Genomic DNA, 17,104 nt, shown 5'->3' on the forward strand with positions numbered 1-17,104 from the left:
ATGCAAACACCACCGATTGTTTCGGCGCAAGAATGGGACGCGGCGCTCAAGGAGATGCTCGTAAAAGAAAAGGAAGTGCAGCGGGCGCGCGACGCGTTGGCCGCGCAGCGCCGCCGAATGCCATGGACGCCGGTCGAACGGCAGTACACATTCGACGGCCCCGATGGCAAGGCGAGCCTGCTCGACCTGTTCGACGGCAGACGCCAACTGATCGTCTACCGCGCATTCATCGAACCCGGCACGGGTGACTGGCCCGAACATGGCTGCACGGGTTGCTCTTTGATGGCCGACCATGTGCCCAACCTTGCCCACCTCAATGCTCGGAACACCACATTCGTCTACGCCTCCCTCGCATCGCAGCCCGAGCTCGAACGGATGAAGGCGAAGATGGGCTGGCAGCACATCCCGTGGTACACGATGACCGACGATTTCGCCAAGGACTTCGGTGTCGACGAGTGGCACGGCACGACGGCGTTCATCCGCTGGAATGACGGGGCTGGCGACAGGGTGTTCAAAACGTACTTCATCAACGGCCGCGGCGATGAGGTGTTTGTCAACACCTGGAACCTCCTGGACATGACTGCCCTTGGCCGCCAAGAGGAGTGGGAAGACTCACCGGTGGGTTATCCGCAGACGCCGCCGTACGAATGGTGGAACTGGCACGACACCTACGCCGAGCACACACCGTGGCGATGGTTCGGCGACCCCGACCCGAACGACCCGAACGATCAACGCCCGCCCCTCAAGGACGGTTAGGTGACGACCGCGGCGATCCGCGTCGCCACATCGGTGGCCACCGCCAACGTTTCGGGATCATCTGCAGCCACGTAGCGATCGCGAGCGCGGTCATACGTGGCGCCGGCGATCGATCCGTGATCGGCGGCCAGCTCGACGTATTCGAGCGGCCACCCGTTGTCCTCAAGCGTCGCCGCGAAGGACCGACTCACCTCGGGCCGCACCACATCGTCTGCAGAGCCGTGCAGCAGGGTGAACGGCGAGGGCTTCGGCGGCAGTTTGGTCGGCAGCGGTGCGCCCGTGATCGCATTGCGCGCAATAAACGCGCCCGCAAGGCAAATGGTATGTGCAACGGGCACATTGAGCCGCTCAGCAGTGATGGCCAACCCGGCAGCGGCGGCACCACCTAGCGACCAACCGACGAGAATGAGGCCACCCGAGCCGAGGCGTTCGCGGGTGAATTCAACCGATCCGAGCAGATCACTCCGCCCGCCATCCGCCGCGTGCGAGTCCCAATCCGGCACCGCCACCATGAGGCCGTGGCCGGCGACCAGTTCGGCAAGCGGTCGCATCGAGCTGCGGGCATCGGTCTGCGCGCCGTGCCACATCAAAACTGCAGGTCCTGCTTCGCCGAACAAGTCGACCGCTCTCCCCGGGGCATACTCAACCGTCCGCATATCCGCAGACTGCCCACCCGACGCCGCCACTAACCCCGTGGGCGGCGCGCCTCCTGCGTGTAGGCCGCCCAGGTCTGCGCCTCGCTGGGTAGCGGCAGGTAGGTGTGGCCGCATTCCAGGAGCCAGGCACCAGGGCCTGCCATCCGGGTCAACCTGAAATGATTGCAGTATCGACAGTGCGCCATGACTCCAACTCCTTTCGCGATGGCGATGTACTCGTGTGGAAGCCACGGTATGGAGCTGCCCGATCGGCCAAAACGGGTCGTGTGCCCCTGCGCGAACGGCGCACCCAGGGCATATGGGAGTGCGCGACGTTAGGGGATTAGGGGTTATTTGGTGCCGAAGATGCGGTCCCCGGCGTCGCCGAGGCCAGGCAGGATGTAGCCGTGCTCGTCGAGCTGACGATCAATTGCGGCCGTGTAGATCGGCACATCGGGATGAGCGGTCTGCATGGCCTCCAACCCTTCGGGACAGGTCAGCAGACAGACGAACTTGATCGACTTCGGGCCGCATTCCTTCAGCCGGTCCACCGCCGCCACGGCTGAGTTACCGGTGGCCAGCATCGGATCGACCACCACCACGTCACGTTCTTCGAGCTCGCCGGGCATCTTGAAGTAATACTCAACGGCAACAAGTGTTTTGGGGTCGCGATACAGGCCGATGTGCCCGACGCGGGCCCCGGGCACCACGGTCAGCATGCCGTCCAAAATTCCGCTGCCTGCCCGCAGGATCGATACGAACACCAGCTTCTTGCCGTCGATAACCATTCCGGTGGTGCTTTCCAACGGAGTTTCGATCTCGATTTCGTGCATCGGCATGTCCCTGAGCACCTCGTAGGCCATCAGGGCCGAGAGCTCATGCAAAAGCAGGCGAAAACTATTGGTGGAGGCGTCTTTTCGACGCATTAGTGTGAGCTTGTGCTGGACCAGTGGGTGGTCGATCAGGTGTACGGCGGCCATGGCCTCAGAAAACCGTCCCGTCGCTTACCACAGACAGCGGCGGACGACCGTCCCGCATGCGCGCGGCGATCGCGCGGCCCGCCGCCCATGTTCCGCCTTCGAGCACGCACGCCAACGGCATCTGCTCCGCATCCACGCCCAGGTGCTCGCGCACCAGCGGGGCCAGTTCGTCGAGGAGCGCCACCGTCAGGGCTCGCCACTCCACCACCAGTTCATGGCCGACGTTCCAGGCCCGTGCCGCCCACGCCGGGTCGCGCAGACGCAACACAGCCGTGTCGAGTAGCAGCCCGCCATTGCGGTATTCCGGCAGTCCCGTCAACGCATCCAGGTCCTCGACACGCACCCCTGCCCATTCGAAGGGCTCCAGTAGCGAGTACGTCAGCCACTGCGACAGCTTGTGGAACGGCATCCAACCCTGCGTCAGCCCCGGCCCGCCGACGGCGTCATGGCGCCAGCAATCGCCGAGCGCCTCATCACCAATACTGTTGTCCGCCAACCAGATTCCTGACAGCGAGGCGAGCAGCCGACTGAGAATGTCGTGTGCGGAAATCCGACTCCCTTCTGTGAGGTCGAAGAGATCACTGGGCCTGCCCTGCGGACCCAGGGCATCACCAAGCCTATGCAGGACCGACACGCGGCCGTCCAGGCCCACAAGCGGATTCGCGGGTCCACACTGAAACGCCTCGGCCAGCCGCCCGGCCGTCAGACTGTGCAGGCCCGCCGCGTCCGCCTGCAACGGCTGCGCCAGATCCCCGGAAAACAATCCACTGCAGAAGGCATGCCAGCTCGCCACGCCCAATCCCTCGGATCGGCTGAAGCGCTGTCCGGTGGAGGCTTCCCGGTAGGACCAATCCGGCCCCGCGCCTGCGTCGAGAAGCACGCTGACCACGGTCAGATCGACTCTGGCTCGCGCGTCGAGTTCTGCCTTGCGGTCCACGCCGCCAGCCTCGAAATGACGCCAGCGGCCGTGAAACGGGATGCGCAGATCTGGGTAGCGGGCCAGGGTCAGGTCGGCGACTTCGGCCGCCGCCTTAGCCAGTGACGAGTCGTCGACGACGAACCACGGGGACTCGCCCGCCCGCGCGCGACTCAACAGAAACTGTGCGCGTTCACGGATCGCGGTCGTGGTCCGTAGCGCCGCCGCTGCGCCGGCCGGCTCACTGGTGTCATGCTCGAGATGGGCGCTGACCACGCTCACCCGTCGAGCCCCCGGCCCTTGACCTTGCGCAGTTCTTCGATGTCGGGCACCGGCCCAGGGGTGAAGTACCCGGCGGCCATCTTGGCGTCGATCTCGACCCGCGCGTCCGGCGGGATCAACGCATCCGGGATGTTCACCCGCTCGCCGACCTCGATTCCCGAAGCGGTGATCGCGTCGTACTTCATGTTGCTCATCGAGACCAGGCGGTGGATCTTGCGGATGCCCAACCAATGCAGCACGTCGGGCATCAATTCCTGGAAGCGCATGTCCTGCACGCCGGCCACGCACTCGGTGCGGGCGAAGTAGGCCTCGGCGGTGTCGCCGCCGACTTGGCGCTTGCGGGCGTTGTAGACGAGGAATTTGGTCACCTCGCCCAGGGCGCGGCCTTCCTTACGGGAGTAGGCCACCAGACCGACGCCTCCGCGCTGCGCGCCCTGGATGCATTCCTCGATCGCATGCGTCAGATAGGGGCGGCAGGTGCAGATGTCAGATCCGAACACGTCCGAGCCGTTGCACTCGTCGTGCACACGCGCGGTCAATTCCACACTGGGATCACCCAAGTCGCGGCCGCTGCCGAAGATGTAGATCGTCTGCCCGCCGATCGGCGGGAGGAACACCTCGAGGTCGGAGCGCGTGACGAGTTCGGGGTACATGCCGCCGGTCTCTTCGAACAGCACCCGACGCAGATCCGTCTCGCTGCAGCCGAATCGGTGCGCAACCCCGGGCAGGTGCCAGACGGGCTCGACAGCCGCCTTGGTGACAAGCGCCGCGCCGTTGGGCAGCAGGATCCGGCCGTCGGGGACCAGGCGTCCCTTCTGAACGGCGTCGATGACCTCGGGGACGATCACATGCGCCTTGGTGATCGCGATGGTCGGGCGGATGTCATAGCCAGCGGCCAGATCGGCGGCGAACACGTCGGCCACCATCGCGCCCCACGGGTCGAGGCTGACGATCTTGCCGGGGTCACTCCACTGCGGGTACGGGCCGATGACGTCAGTGGGGGACGTGTCGGTGAGGTCTGCCTTGTGCTGACGCGACAACGCCCCTGCGGCCACTGCCAAGGCCCGGTACACGCTGTAGGACCCGCTGTGTGTGCCAATCACGTTGCGATGGGCGCGTTTGGTGGTGGTGCCGATAAGCGGTCCGCGCTCGGCCGCCGTCGGCGCGCCCCAGCGAATGGGCGGAGCGTCGAGGCCGCCGCTGTGAGAGGTCAGGCGGATATGGCCGGAGGCGCCGTTCGACTTGGCAGGCGACGGCGCCGCGGCGCCGGGTTCAGCAGACATAGTCGTCCTCCGTCAAGAAGGCGCAAGCATATCCACTCTGCCTCGTCGCCGCTGTTCTTGCAGATGCACAACGTATGGCAAACAGTACGCGTACCATCGGCGCATGCCTCGGGGGGACCTTTCCGGTCGGTTCGACTACCTGTTCGAACCGCTGGAAGTCGATGATTCGGCCGGTGACGGCCACGACGAGGGTCCTGACGCGCCCGCAGCCGACGCCGGCGAGGGCCGCTGGTCGCGCCGAATAGTGCTCACCGGCGTCGTCGTAGCAACTCTAGTCGCGGCCATCACGACGGCGGTTGTCCTGCTTCAGCCGGCGCAGCCCGCTCCGCAAATCATCACGCCGACCGACGCCACCACGTCGCCCACAACGATGCCCATGCCGACGTCTTCGGCGATGCCCGCCCCGTTACTGACCGTGACGGAGCCACCCGTTCCCGTCCTGCCGGCCACGATCAGTACGTCGGTGGTAGTGGCACCGACCGCTGCACCGCCACCGCTGGCGCCGCCGCAAGAGCAGCCGACCACCGTTGCCAGCGCGCCGCCCGCCACGATGCCGCCGCCGACGACGCGCGCACCCATCAGCGTCAGCCCCGAAACCCGCACGCCGTTTCCGAATCAGCCGCCGCCGGGTAATAACGATCAACGCGGCGGGCTACTCGGCGGACTCGGCGGACTGCTTTAGCTGACCCACCGCGACACGCCGGTTCGCAGGAATCGCACAGCTTTCCGGTCGCACGAATCGGGCGAGCGCGCTGATATTCTGCCAAGCGCCGGTAGGTAACCGCTGGCACCATGACCCGAAACAGCAGACTCCCTCACGAAAAGAGTTTTGTGCGCACCGGAGAGATCAAAGCCCTATCCGGCTTGCGCATCGTCGCTGCAGTGTGGGTGGTGCTGTTTCACTTCCGGCCTTGGCTCGAGGTATCGGCGCCCGGCTTCAGATCCGCACTCGCCCCGGTCATCAATTGCGGCGCACAAGGCGTTGACCTTTTCTTCATGCTCAGCGGGTTCGTGTTGACGTGGAACTACATCGACCGGATGGGGCAGTCGTTCTCCATCAAGGCCACCCTGCATTTCTTGTGGCTACGGCTAGCGCGAGTGTGGCCCGTTTACGTGGTGACCCTTCACCTCGCGTTGGCCTGGATCATTTTCACGCTCTATGTCGGCCACCTGCCGTCACCGGCCGCAGACCAGCTCAGCGCGGTCAGTTATGCCCGCCAGCTCCTGCTTGTTCAACTCTGGTTCCAGCCGTTCTTCGACGGATCCAGCTGGGACGGACCCGCCTGGTCGATCAGCGCAGAGTGGCTGGCGTATCTGCTGTTCGGGGTGTTGATACTGGCCGTCTTCCGCATCTCCCGGGCAACGCGGGTCAGGGGCCTGCTGTGGCTCGCGGTGGCCGCGTGCCTGCCACCTGCGCTGCTCCTGCTGGCGACCGGCCACTTCTACACACCGTGGAGCTGGCTCCCTCGAATCGTGATGCAGTTCACCGCGGGCGCACTGGCCTGCGCAGCGGTCCGCAAGATGGAGCTCTCAGAGTCAGGTCGGCGTCTGGCCGGCTACCTGTCGCTTGCCCTCTTCGTCGGCATCATCGGCATTCTCTATTTCCTCGATGCGCATCCGATACCCAAGGTGTCCGACTCGAGCGGGCTGGTCGATGTGCTGTTCGTGCCGCTGGTGGCCACGTTGGCCGTCGGCATCGGCAGCCTGCCGCGGCTCCTGTCCACCCGAGTCATGGTGTACGGCGGATACATCTCGTTCAGTCTGTACATGGTGCACGAGCTGGTGCACACGGCGTGGAACTGGTTCACGGCGCAATTCGAAATCGTTCTCACGCCCGGCTGGTCGGCGAAGCTGATCATGGTCGGCGTGTTCGCGGTCGCGCTCGTCGGTGCAGTACTGCTGTACCAGTTCGTCGAGGAGCCGGCTCGCATCTGGATGCGCAGAATGGTCAAGGAACGAAAACTTCCCGTCGCAGACCCGCACTCCGAGGCGCCCGACCCCGCGCAGAGCAAGCTTCAACCGATTCATGGCCCGCGGCAGCTGCCTGCGAATTCCGTCACCGCACGAGCGGGCTGAGGCATGGTACAGAGCCCAATTGCGCTGTGTGCGATGACAATGCAGCGATTTCGTAACACATTGCGCACAATTTCGTCCGCCCCGGCGTTCTTGCGAGTTGGGCCGTAGGCTGTTCCGGTGAGTCGTCTGGTCACGTTCGTCGTCGCGATCGCTCTGCTCGTTGGGCTGTTCAGCGGGCAGCCAACACCGGTGAGACACAACGAGATAAGGACGTTGGACTCATCGCTGAACCGCATCGCCGTGGTGGGGGATTCCTACACGACGGGTGGCGAGCTGGGTGGCCTTGGCTCCCATGGCTGGACTACCCGAGCCTGGCAACTGCTCGCGCGCGACGGCATCCGGGTGGCGCCCGACGTGGCAGCCGAAGGTGGCGCCGGCTACGGTACGCGCGGCAATCACGGCAGCGTGTTCGAGGACCTCACAGCCGACGCCGTCAAGCCCGACGATGACCTGGTGGTGTTCTTCGGCTCCCGCAACGACCAGGGCGTCGACCCGACGCAGCTGTCGATTCTCGCCTACGGCACATTCCAATTGGCGCGGCGCACAGCACCTTCCGCGAAGTTTCTGGTGATCGGTCCGCCGTGGCCGACGGCTGACCCGCCCGATCCGGTACTACGGATCCGCGATGCGCTGAAGTATCAGGCCGGGATCGCGGGCGCAACGTTCATCGACCCCATCGCGCAGGGCTGGTTCGTCGGCAGGCCCGACTTGATCGGCAAGGACGGTGTTCACCCCACCGATGCGGGTCACGCCTACATGGCCGAGAAGATCGCGCCACTGATCGGCGCACAGCTGACTCGACAGATCTAGAAAGAACAACACCCCGCAAGCCGGATTGACTTGCGGGGTGCCGTCTTTGATCGATCAGGCCAGGTCGAACCGGTCGTTGTTCATGACCTTCACCCATGCGGCGACGAAGTCCTCGACAAACTTGTCCTTGCTGTCGTCCTGGGCGTACACCTCCGCGATACCACGAAGCACGGAGTTCGAGCCGAACACCAGGTCGTTCGCGGTAGCAGTCCACTTGACCGCACCCGACGCCCGGTCGCGTCCCTCGTAAACGTTCTCCGCCGTTTCCGACGGCTTCCACTCAGTGCTCATGTCGAGCAGATTGACGAAGAAGTCGTTGGACAACACGCCCGGCTTGTCGGTGAACACGCCGTGCTTGCTGCCGCCGTGGTTCACGTTCAGCGCACGCAGTCCACCGATCAGCACCGTCAGCTCCGGAGCCGTCAGGTTGAGCATGTAGGCACGCTCGACCAAAAGCTGCTCCAGCGGCGCCTTTTCACCCGGCCGCGAGAAGTTACGGAACCCGTCGGCGCGCGGTTCGAGCACCGCGAACGAGTCCGTGTCGGTCTGCTCTTGCGTTGCGTCGGTGCGACCGGACGCGAAGTGCACGTCGATCTCGAGGCCGGCGTCGTGGGCCGCCTTCTCGACCGCCGCGGAGCCACCGAGCACGATCACGTCGGCCAACGACACCTTCTTGCCGCCAGTCGCCGAGCGGTTGAAGTCCTGCTGGATCTTCTCGAGCACAGGCAGCACCTGGGCCAGCTCCGACGGCTCGTTCGCCTCCCAGTTCTTTTGCGGCTCAAGACGAATCCGTGCGCCGTTGGCGCCACCGCGCTTGTCCGTGCCGCGGAAATTGGAAGCCGACGACCACGCCGTCTTGACCAACTGCTGCACGGTCAGGCCGGAGTCGAGCAGCTTGGCCTTCAGCGACGCGATGTCAGCCTCATCGATCAACTGATGATCGACGGCCGGCACCGGGTCCTGCCAAAGCTGCGGCTCCGCCACCCACGGACCGAGGTAGCGCTCGATCGGCCCCATGTCGCGGTGCATCAGCTTGTACCACGCCTTGGCGAACGCCTCGTTGAGCTCCTCGGGATGGTCGAGCCAACGCCGGGTGATTTCGCCGTAAATCGGGTCGACCCGCATGGAGATGTCGGTGACGAGCATCGTCGGCTTGCGGTTGGGGCCGCCGAACGGGTCAGGAATCGTCGCCTCGGCGTCCTTGGCCTCGAACTGCCACGCACCGGCCGGGCTCTTGGTCAGCTCCCACTCGTGGCCGTAGAGGATTTCGAGGTAGGCGTTGCTCCACTTCGTCGGCGTGTTGGTCCACACCACCTCCAGACCGCTGGTGATCGTGTCACCGGCCTTGCCGGAGCCGAACGGGCATTTCCAGCCCAAACCCTGCTGCTCGATGGGGGCGCCCTCGGGTTCAGGTCCCATGCCGTCGTCCGGGCCGGCGCCGTGGGTCTTGCCGAGGGTGTGGCCACCCACGATGAGCGCGGCGGTTTCCTCATCGTTCATCGCCATCCGGCCGAACGTCTCGCGGATGTCGTGCGCGGCGGCGAGGGGATCCGGCTTGCCTTCCGGGCCTTCCGGATTGACGTAAATTAGACCCATGGTGGTGGCGCCGAACGGCTCGGCCAGCTTGCGGTCGGAGTCGTTCGTCCCCCCGTAGCGCTGATCTGTGCCGAGCCAGGTGTCTTCCTGGCCCCACAGCATCTCCTCGGGCTCCCAGATGTCCTCGCGGCCGAACGCGAAACCGAACGTCTTGAAGCCCGCCGACTCGAGAGCGGCGTTTCCGGCGTAGGCGATCAGGTCGGCCCAGGAGATCTTGTTGCCGTACTTCTGCTTGATCGGCCACAGCAGCCGGCGTGCCTTGTCCAGGTTCGCGTTGTCGGGCCAGCTGTTGAGCGGAGCAAAGCGCTGCGCGCCCTGCCCGGCGCCACCGCGGCCGTCGAAGATGCGGTAGGTACCCGCGGCGTGCCAGCTCATGCGGATGAACAGGCCTGCGTAGCTGCCGTAGTCGGCGGGCCACCAGTCCTGTGAAGTGTTGATCACCTCGATGACGTCGCGCTTGAACGCTTCGACGTCGAGCTTCTTGAACTCCTCGGCGTAGTTGAAGTCTTCACCGAGCGGGTTGCCTTTCTCGTTCTGCTTGTGCAGCACGGAAACGTCGACCTGCTCCGGCCACCAATCCCTATTGGTCAGCGGAGCGTGCGTCTTCGGCTTCGGCGAATCGATCGCCGGGTTCTCGCTCTCGCTGTGACTAGCCGTATTCGAGTCGTCGTGCGGCGGGCGGGCGCCAGATGTATCAGATGACACAGCATTCCTTCCGGGGGTGGGTGTTACGGGCTGCGATCACGGTGCGTGATCTACGAACTTCTCACTGTCGAACAATCAGGGCACAGTCCCCAGTAGATGACCTCGGCCTCGTCGAGCACGAAGCCATCCAAGGCCTCGTGGTCAGACGGAGTGAGGCACGGGGCCTCGCCGACCGCACAGTCGATGTCTTCGATGACCCCGCAGGAGCGGCAGACCACGTGGTGGTGATTGTCGCCGACCCGCGACTCGTAGCGCGCGACAGACCCCGACGGCTGAATCCGGCGGACCAGGCCAGCGGTGGTCAGGGCGGCGAGCACGTCATATACCGCCTGCCGCGACACGTCGGGCAAGCCGGCACGGACGGCACCGAAGATCGACTCTGTGTCGGCATGTTGATGAGCGTGGACCGCTTCCAGCACCGCCAGTCGAGGGCGTGTCACGCGTAGATCGGCTGCGCGCAGCTGATCCGCGTAATCGGGTGCGGACGTCACGGCACCCAATATTGTCCCTTTTCTGGAATCAGTCAAGTCTTTCCGGGAATGATTTTTCGGCGAGTCGCGGCTCCGCGCCCCAATTGCGGCGGCCGAGAAAGAATCGCGTCGATTTCATGGCTCCCGCAGTCGACCCGAGTGCGACATGGTGTTGACAACATTTTGTGCACGCGAATCGTACGGGCGCGCAAGGAAAAAGCGCCCCGACACATCGCTTCGGTATGGAAGGCATGCCATGGCCCTACTCGCGCCCCCAGCGCCCGCCAGCGCGCCGTCGCGTCCGCGCGACGTGTTTCTGCCCGGCGATGCCCAACGGCCGGCCCGGCTTGGCAGCGTGCACCGGTGGCTGCGCTGGCCGCTGGGGATCTACACCACGCCGGTCGCGATCGTGATCCTCTGGGAGATGCTCGCCCGCGCGGGAGCCCTCAAGCCGACATACGCGCCGGCGCCATCCGACATCCTGCGCACGACCGTTGAGCTGTGGCAGGACGGGGTGCTCGGTCCGGATCTGGCGATTTCGTTGCAGCGGGCGGGGATTGGTCTCGGCATAGGGCTGGCCATCGGAATGGTGACAGGTGTCCTTGGCGGGTTTCTGCGCACGGGGGAGTATCTGTTCAACGGCGTTGCGCAGATCCTCAACACGATCCCGCTGCTCGCGGTGTTGCCGCTGTTCGTCGTGTGGTTCGGCATCGACGAGCTGACGAAGGTCTTGTTGATCGCGTTCGGGGCTGGGGTTCCGATGTACCTGAACCTTTTCGCGGCGATTCGTGGCGTCGACCAACGCCTCATTGAGATGGCCCGCACCACGGGCGCAGGGTCGTGGCGCATCGTGACGCGTGTGCTCGTGCCGGGTGCGCTGCCCGGTTTCCTTGTCGGCCTGCGTTTTTCACTGGCTTACAGCATTTTGGGCTTGGTCGCCGCCGAGACGGTCAACGCCGACGAGGGACTCGGGTTCTTGATCACCCAGGCCCAGACATACCTGCAGACGAACAAGGTGTTCGTCGGCTTGGTGATCTACTCCGTTCTCGGTCTTCTCGCCGACCAGATCGTCCGGATCCTCGAGCAGGTGCTGCTGCGGTGGCGTCCCAGCTATGAGGCTCCATGACCGCCGCATTGCGCACGCAGACGGGCGTGCTGGTCGACCGGGTCGTCCGCAGATTCGGAGATCGCGTCGTCCTGGACCACCTCGACCTGGCGATCGCAGAGGACGAACTCGTCGTCCTCCTCGGGCCGTCCGGGTGCGGCAAGAGCACCCTGCTGCGTCTACTGGCCGGGTTGGACAAGCCAGACGGCGGCCGCATTGAAGTCCCCGCCAAGCGCGCGATCGTGTTTCAGGGCGACCGGTTGTTGCCGTGGCAGCGCGTGCTTCGCAACGTCACCCTGGGCCTGCGCGGACCCGAGGCCGACGAGCGGGCGCGCACGGTGCTCGCGGAAGTGAACCTGGCCGGGCGCGAAAAGGCTTGGCCTAAACAGCTTTCCGGCGGTGAAGCACAGCGCGTCGCATTGGCCCGTGCGCTGGTTTCGGAGCCCGAGCTGGTGCTGCTCGACGAGCCGTTCGCGGCACTGGACGCGATCACTCGGCTGCGAATGCACGATCTGGTGCGCGCACTTCGGCGTCAGCACCATGCGTCCATGCTGCTGGTCACCCACGACGTCGACGAAGCGATCGCGCTCGCCGATCGAATCGTGGTGATGAGCAACGGGCGCATCGGCGATGCGCACACGGTCCGCCTCTGCTCCGCTGACCGTGAGGCAAGCATCGCTCGCGAAGAACTGCGCGCCGCGCTCTTGGCCGACCTCGGGCTCGCAAGCCAGCACTAACCCACTGACAGGAGAAGTCATGTCTCACAGACCTTTTCGCCTCACTTCTGCAGCTGTGCTGCTCACGGTGGCGAGCGTGCTTGCGGCCTGCTCCACGTCGAAGGGCCCTGCCGCCCCGCTGAGCAGCACCGGCGGGTCGACAGCCGCGACCCACCCCGAGTGGAGCCAGTACACGTTCACCATCGGCGACAACGGCGGCGACGGCAGCGAAGAACTCGCCAAGGTCACCGGTGCGTTCGACGATGCGCCGTACAAGGTCAAATTCGCCCGCTTCGACTACGGCCCGCCACTCGTGCAGGCCGCTGCGACCGGTGACATCGACCTCGGCTACGTGGGCACGGTTCCGCCGATCACCGGTGCGGCAAAGCAATTCGGCTTCAAGATCGTCGCCACGCAGCACGGCACCGACCCCACCAAGGCCGCCGAGAACATCATCGTGCCGAAGGGCTCGCCGATCCAGACGCTGGCTGACCTCAAGGGGAAGAAGATCGCGATCCCGCAGGGCAGTTCCGCGCACGGGCTGGCGCTACTCGTGCTCAAGAGTGTTGGCCTGACGCCGAAGGATGTGGAGCTCGTGTACCTCAGCCCCGCAGCCGGCGCCACGGCGTTCAACACCGGCAAGGTCGACGCCTGGTCCATCTGGAACCCGCCTTCCGCGATTGCCGTCAAGGACGGTGCGCGCATCCTGGCCAAGGGCATTCCGCCGATCGACCAGGTCAACAACTACTATGTCGCCAACGAGAAGTCGCTCAGCGACGCGACCAAGCGGGCTGCCCTTGCAGACGTGCTGACTCGCATCGCTCGAATCTTCAACTGGGCCCAGCTCAATCCTGACGAGTACGCCAAGGCCATCGCCAAGGAAACCGGCATCTCGAAAGACGATGCGCGCACGACGGTCGACGCCTACCAATTCAAGGTCACTCAGGTACTGCCAGCGGACATCAAGGCTGAACAGGATCTGTCTGATGCCTTCTTCGAGGCCGGTGAGATCGCCAAGAAGGTCGACCTCGCCGAGATCACCGACAACCTGCTGCCCGACGGCTTCGATAGCTCCAAGCTGACATGAGCGGTCGTCGGGAGCTTCATCTCAACGCGTTTCTCATGGAGGCCGGCCACCATGAGGCGGCGTGGCGGTTGCCGCAGAGCAATCCACGGGCCGACTTCGACTTGACGCATTGGATCGAATTGGCGCAGCTGGCGGAAGACGCGAAGTTCGACTCGGTCTTCCTCGCCGACGGTCCGTCGTTGACAGGCACCGGGGAGTTCCGTCCACCCGGTCAGCTCGAGCCGCTGACCCTGCTGACCGCGCTGTCGCAACACACCGAGCGGATCGGGCTGATCGCGACGGTGTCGTCGACGTACAACGAGCCTTACAACCTGGCACGGCGGCTTGCGTCCGTCGATCATGTCAGCGGCGGCAGGGCCGGCTGGAATATCGTCACTTCGGCGACCCCGGAAGAGGCGGCGAACTTCGGCCTCGATGATCGCCTGGACCACGCGTCGCGGTATGCGCGAGCCGATGAGTTTCTGACTGTGGCAAAAGCGTTGTGGGACAGCTGGGAAAGCGGCGCTGTCCTCGCGGACAAATCGTCGGGTCGCTACGCGGATCCGGCGCGCCTGCACGCCATCGCCCACCGCGGCGACCACTTCAAGGTCGCGGGCCCGCTGAACGTGGAGCGGCCGCCGCAGGGCCATCCGTTGCTGGTGCAGGCGGGTTCATCGGAGGACGGCAAGAGCTTCGCCGCCCGGCACGCCGAGGCGATCTTCACCGCGCACCAAACCTACGAGAGTGCCGCCGATTTCTACGGCGACATCAAGGCGCGCACAAAGGCCGCGGGCCGCGATCCCGACGGCGTGCTCGTGCTGCCGGGGATCGTGCCGGTAATCGGTTCGACGGAGCGCGAAGCCCGTGAGCTGGCCCGGGAACTGGACGAGCTTCGAGTTCCGGAATACGGGCTGTGGCAGTTGTCGAACATTCTCGAGGTCGACGTGTCAGAGTTCGAGCTCGACAGTCCGTTGCCCGCTGCGGTTTTGGCGCGCCCGCACCTCGAAGGCGCACAGAGCCGGGCAGACCTGATCATCGAACTGGCGCACCGGGAAAGCCTGACTGTCCGCGAGATCCTGTCCCGGCTTGGGGGCGGACGCGGCCACTTCACCTTCGTCGGCACGCCAGACCAGGCCGTCGACACGATCGTCGCGTGGTTCGAAGGTGGCGCGGCAGACGGATTCAACATCATGGCCGCCGCGCTACCGTCCGGCCTGGAAACGTTGATCGACCACGTGTTGCCGATCCTGCGACGAAAAGGACTGTTTCGCGAAGATTACACGGGGACAACCCTACGCGAGCACTATGGATTGCCGGTGCCGGACAATCAGTTTCGACACCTTGGCTAGCGGGGCCGCCCTGTCGATCAAGGGGTTGCGCAGGTCTACCGCGAGGCGCACGAACTGCGGTCCGGCTGATTCTCACCTCTAGGCGGCGTGGAGGTCGGCGAGGTCGATCGCGATCCTTACCTCCACTTCGCTGATCGCGACCAACGGCGCGCCGGGCAACGGTGGCGCTGTCGAGCGGTATCGGGCGCCGGTCGGAGTGATGAATTCGGCTGTATGCGTGCCGTTCTCGTCGTCGGCCGTCACCTGCCAGCCCGGAGCTTCCTTGGTGTAGTTGCAACGTTCACACGCTCCCAGCCCGTTCTTCGCACTGGTCGGTCCTCCGCGGTTGCGTGGATTGGCATGGTCGCGGTGTCGAATCGGCGCGTCGCAATACGGTGTGCGACAGGTTTGATCGCGAAGCCCGATGAACGCCGCCAGCCCTTTGGGGAAGTACCGCGATCTCGACTCCATCGCAACCAACGATCCGCTCTTCGGATGTCGATATAGTCGCCGCAGCGTCGCCAACGACCGCTTGTCCACGACCGCATCGCGAACCAGACGTTGTCCGAGCGACGTTGGTATCGGTCCGTATCCCGCGAGGACCGCCGGTGCGTTGTCCTGCCCCCACAACGCCTGATCCGACATCACCAGACTCAGCGAAACCGATTCCGGTTCGTCGACCCGGCGGCCAGTCACCCGTTCAAACATCGTGTCCGCCATCACCTGACCCCGCGTTCGGTCGTCAAAGGTGGTGTCGGCCTCACGCTTGAGCGCCGCATAGATCCCGACTCCCTTGCTGACCGGCAACAACACCGTGACATACGTCATGCAGTCCGGCGCGGGCCTGATGGTGACCGTCCGGCCCGCCTCAGCTTTTGCCGCCCGATCGACCACGGCTTGCGCATCCAACCTGGCCGCGATCTCCTTCGCCTTGGCGGTGATACGCGCGTCGCCCATGCCGTCGAGTTTCGAAGTGTCCTCGCACAATTCGACATCCAGCAGTCGACGATCGGCCACGGTCAGACAGGCCGACTCCCGCGCAATCAAGATTGCGCGCCACTCCGACAAGGCGCCGCATTCGAGCGCGGCCAGCGTATGTGGCATCTCGTGCACCAACGCCTTGGCCAAGCCCAGATGCTTGCCACCGCGCACCGGAGAGTCGTGTCGCGCCAAGGCCACCTCACTGGCCAAACCCTGACCCTGCTTGGCCGGGGGCACCCCGGCTGCCGCTTCGGCGGCCCGACGATTCTCATCCAGCGCCGCCGCCGCCCGCGCCTGGCCCGCCGCCGCAGCCGACTTCACCCGTTCCAGCCAGGCGATCTGCTCGATCAGAGTGGCGTCATCGGCGTGCGGATCCACCGCCGCCAACACCCTCTCGTCGAACATACGTTCGATCATACTCCATTGCCCGACAACCTCACGCCGCTCGTTCGCGGAAGTAATGCCCTTCGTCCAAATCGTCGAGTAAGCCGAGCCGCGTCGGCTGCCACCCCAACAGTTCCCGCGTCTGAACGCTTGACGCCGGGACATCCAGCGAGAAGAACGTGCCGAGCCAGCCGAAGTGATCAAGCGCCTTTTCGGTCGGAACAGCGGCGACGGGCACGCCGAGGTGGCGGCCGATGGCGGCGGCGATGTCGCGCACCGGGACTCCCTCGTCGCCGATCGCATGCAACCGAGCACCTGTGGGTGCGGACTCGAGTGCCAACCGAAACAGTCGAGCCGCATCGACCCGGTGCACTGCAGGCCACCGGTTGGAGCCGTCGCCGGGGTAGGCCGCAACACCCCTCTCGCGGGCGATGTCGATCAACCGTGGGACGAAGCCGTGATCACCTTCGCCATGCACCGACGGCGGCAGCCGCAGCACCGACACACGCACTCCGCGCGAGGCGAATTCCAGCGCCGCCTGTTCCGAGAACCGAGGCGACTCGGGAGAAGCGGCGTCGTCCTCCGTCATCGTCCGGCCGAGTCGGAAGCCTGCCAGCCCAGAGGTGACGACGAGCGGACGGTCTGAGCCGGCGAGCACGGCGCCCAGGGTTTTGATGGCTTGTCGGTCGAGCGCGGCGGCACCGGCGTAGTCGGCGAAATCGTGCTTGAACGCCAAGTGGATGACTCCCTCGGCGGGCTCCGCACCGGCGCGCAGACTTTCCACCTTGTCGAGATCACCGCGGTGAACCTGCGCTCCGGCGGCCTCGAGGGCCCGCGCGGACGAATCCGAGCGCGCCAAGCCGACGACTTGATGACCTGCCGCGATGAGCTCGGAAACGACGGCCGAACCGATGAAGCCGGACGCACCGGTGACAAAGACTCGCATTGGAACCCCCCATTGATGTCAGCTACTGTCATCACAGTAACGCCGATGACAGTCGCTGTCATCCCCTAA

The 17,104-nt window shown here is 65.1% G+C and carries 16 protein-coding genes; 8 read left to right on the forward strand and 8 right to left on the reverse strand.

The window, feature by feature from the left end:
* Positions 1 to 756 carry a DUF899 domain-containing protein gene (locus tag MYCSM_RS16635; protein ID WP_015307329.1) on the forward strand — a complete coding sequence of 252 codons (756 nt, stop codon included), beginning with the start codon at positions 1 to 3 and terminating at the stop codon, positions 754 to 756.
* Here MYCSM_RS16635 and MYCSM_RS16640 read toward each other — a convergent pair.
* From MYCSM_RS16640 to MYCSM_RS16655, 4 genes are all read right to left on the reverse strand, one after another.
* The gene (locus MYCSM_RS16640) at positions 753 to 1,412 is read right to left on the reverse strand and encodes an alpha/beta fold hydrolase (protein WP_041312216.1); all 660 of its coding nucleotides are present in this window, start codon (positions 1,410 to 1,412) and stop codon (positions 753 to 755) included. The two genes, MYCSM_RS16635 and MYCSM_RS16640, sit on opposite strands and share 4 nt — an antisense overlap.
* Positions 1,413 to 1,741: 329 nt before the next feature.
* A complete protein-coding gene (upp, locus tag MYCSM_RS16645) occupies positions 1,742 to 2,371 on the reverse strand; it encodes a uracil phosphoribosyltransferase (protein ID WP_015307332.1) in 630 nt (209 codons plus the stop codon).
* Positions 2,372 to 2,375: 4 nt separating this feature from the next.
* Complete coding sequence (locus MYCSM_RS16650; protein ID WP_015307333.1) at positions 2,376 to 3,569, reverse strand: URC4/urg3 family protein; 1,194 nt, start codon at positions 3,567 to 3,569, stop codon at positions 2,376 to 2,378.
* Positions 3,566 to 4,852 carry a GTP cyclohydrolase II gene (locus MYCSM_RS16655; RefSeq protein ID WP_015307334.1) on the reverse strand — a complete coding sequence of 429 codons (1,287 nt, stop codon included), beginning with the start codon at positions 4,850 to 4,852 and terminating at the stop codon, positions 3,566 to 3,568. Before MYCSM_RS16655 ends, MYCSM_RS16650 begins: the two co-directional genes overlap by 4 nt.
* Positions 4,853 to 4,955: 103 nt before the next feature.
* Between MYCSM_RS16655 and MYCSM_RS16660 the strand changes: the two genes are divergently transcribed.
* The 3 genes from MYCSM_RS16660 (at position 4,956) to MYCSM_RS16670 (ending at position 7,738) form a co-directional block, all read left to right on the forward strand.
* Positions 4,956 to 5,534: a hypothetical protein gene (locus MYCSM_RS16660; RefSeq protein ID WP_041312219.1), complete on the forward strand. Its 579-nt coding sequence runs from the start codon at positions 4,956 to 4,958 to the stop codon at positions 5,532 to 5,534.
* 110 nt (positions 5,535 to 5,644) lie between these two features.
* Complete coding sequence (locus tag MYCSM_RS16665; protein WP_015307335.1) at positions 5,645 to 6,928, forward strand: acyltransferase family protein; 1,284 nt, start codon at positions 5,645 to 5,647, stop codon at positions 6,926 to 6,928.
* A 117-nt stretch (positions 6,929 to 7,045) separates the two neighbouring features.
* Entirely contained in the window at positions 7,046 to 7,738 is a 693-nt protein-coding gene (locus tag MYCSM_RS16670; protein ID WP_015307336.1) for an Rv0518 family GDSL lipase, read from the forward strand.
* Positions 7,739 to 7,792: 54 nt separating this feature from the next.
* Here the strand turns inward: MYCSM_RS16670 and katG are convergent, their stop codons facing one another.
* Positions 7,793 to 10,039 (reverse strand): catalase/peroxidase HPI, encoded by a 2,247-nt coding sequence (katG, locus tag MYCSM_RS16675; RefSeq protein WP_015307337.1) that lies wholly within the window; start codon positions 10,037 to 10,039, stop codon positions 7,793 to 7,795.
* 50 nt (positions 10,040 to 10,089) lie between these two features.
* Positions 10,090 to 10,530: a Fur family transcriptional regulator gene (locus MYCSM_RS16680; protein ID WP_015307338.1), complete on the reverse strand. Its 441-nt coding sequence runs from the start codon at positions 10,528 to 10,530 to the stop codon at positions 10,090 to 10,092.
* Positions 10,531 to 10,765: 235 nt separating this feature from the next.
* Here MYCSM_RS16680 and MYCSM_RS16685 point away from each other — a divergent pair, with 235 nt between their 5' ends.
* Genes MYCSM_RS16685 through MYCSM_RS16700 form a run of 4 tightly spaced genes read left to right on the forward strand, consistent with a single transcriptional unit; the run spans position 10,766 to position 14,745 of the window.
* Positions 10,766 to 11,635: an ABC transporter permease gene (locus MYCSM_RS16685; protein WP_015307339.1), complete on the forward strand. Its 870-nt coding sequence runs from the start codon at positions 10,766 to 10,768 to the stop codon at positions 11,633 to 11,635.
* The gene (locus MYCSM_RS16690; RefSeq protein ID WP_015307340.1) at positions 11,632 to 12,351 is read left to right on the forward strand and encodes an ABC transporter ATP-binding protein; all 720 of its coding nucleotides are present in this window, start codon (positions 11,632 to 11,634) and stop codon (positions 12,349 to 12,351) included. The genes MYCSM_RS16685 and MYCSM_RS16690 overlap by 4 nt, the downstream gene beginning before the upstream one ends.
* 19 nt (positions 12,352 to 12,370) lie before the next feature.
* Positions 12,371 to 13,417: an aliphatic sulfonate ABC transporter substrate-binding protein gene (locus MYCSM_RS16695; RefSeq protein WP_015307341.1), complete on the forward strand. Its 1,047-nt coding sequence runs from the start codon at positions 12,371 to 12,373 to the stop codon at positions 13,415 to 13,417.
* A complete protein-coding gene (locus tag MYCSM_RS16700; RefSeq protein WP_015307342.1) occupies positions 13,414 to 14,745 on the forward strand; it encodes an LLM class flavin-dependent oxidoreductase in 1,332 nt (443 codons plus the stop codon). Before MYCSM_RS16695 ends, MYCSM_RS16700 begins: the two co-directional genes overlap by 4 nt.
* A gap of 78 nt (positions 14,746 to 14,823) precedes the next feature.
* Here the strand turns inward: MYCSM_RS16700 and MYCSM_RS16705 are convergent, their stop codons facing one another.
* Both MYCSM_RS16705 and MYCSM_RS16710 read right to left on the reverse strand, forming a co-directional pair.
* On the reverse strand, positions 14,824 to 16,110 hold the full coding sequence (locus MYCSM_RS16705; protein ID WP_015307343.1) for an HNH endonuclease: 1,287 nt from the start codon (positions 16,108 to 16,110) through the stop codon (positions 14,824 to 14,826).
* Positions 16,111 to 16,141: 31 nt separating this feature from the next.
* A complete protein-coding gene (locus MYCSM_RS16710; protein ID WP_015307344.1) occupies positions 16,142 to 17,035 on the reverse strand; it encodes an SDR family oxidoreductase in 894 nt (297 codons plus the stop codon).
* Between the last annotated feature and the right edge of the window lie 69 nt (positions 17,036 to 17,104).

This window comes from Mycobacterium sp. JS623 (genome assembly GCF_000328565.1).
Lineage (GTDB): Bacteria > Actinomycetota > Actinomycetes > Mycobacteriales > Mycobacteriaceae > Mycobacterium.

Bases quoted from the DNA above. Each gene is read 5' to 3' on its own strand.
- MYCSM_RS16690 (WP_015307340.1), top strand. From the start codon at position 11,632: ATGACCGCCGCATTGCGCACGCAGACGGGCGTGCTGGTCGACCGGGTC.
- MYCSM_RS16660 (WP_041312219.1), top strand. From the start codon at position 4,956: ATGCCTCGGGGGGACCTTTCCGGTCGGTTCGACTACCTGTTCGAACCG.
- MYCSM_RS16655 (WP_015307334.1), bottom strand. From the start codon at position 4,852: ATGTCTGCTGAACCCGGCGCCGCGGCGCCGTCGCCTGCCAAGTCGAAC.
- MYCSM_RS16700 (WP_015307342.1), top strand. From the start codon at position 13,414: ATGAGCGGTCGTCGGGAGCTTCATCTCAACGCGTTTCTCATGGAGGCC.
- MYCSM_RS16705 (WP_015307343.1), bottom strand. From the start codon at position 16,110: ATGTTCGACGAGAGGGTGTTGGCGGCGGTGGATCCGCACGCCGATGAC.
- MYCSM_RS16695 (WP_015307341.1), top strand. From the start codon at position 12,371: ATGTCTCACAGACCTTTTCGCCTCACTTCTGCAGCTGTGCTGCTCACG.
- MYCSM_RS16640 (WP_041312216.1), bottom strand. From the start codon at position 1,412: ATGCGGACGGTTGAGTATGCCCCGGGGAGAGCGGTCGACTTGTTCGGC.
- upp (WP_015307332.1), bottom strand. From the start codon at position 2,371: ATGGCCGCCGTACACCTGATCGACCACCCACTGGTCCAGCACAAGCTC.
- MYCSM_RS16635 (WP_015307329.1), top strand. From the start codon at position 1: ATGCAAACACCACCGATTGTTTCGGCGCAAGAATGGGACGCGGCGCTC.
- MYCSM_RS16665 (WP_015307335.1), top strand. From the start codon at position 5,645: ATGACCCGAAACAGCAGACTCCCTCACGAAAAGAGTTTTGTGCGCACC.
- MYCSM_RS16685 (WP_015307339.1), top strand. From the start codon at position 10,766: ATGGCCCTACTCGCGCCCCCAGCGCCCGCCAGCGCGCCGTCGCGTCCG.
- MYCSM_RS16710 (WP_015307344.1), bottom strand. From the start codon at position 17,035: ATGCGAGTCTTTGTCACCGGTGCGTCCGGCTTCATCGGTTCGGCCGTC.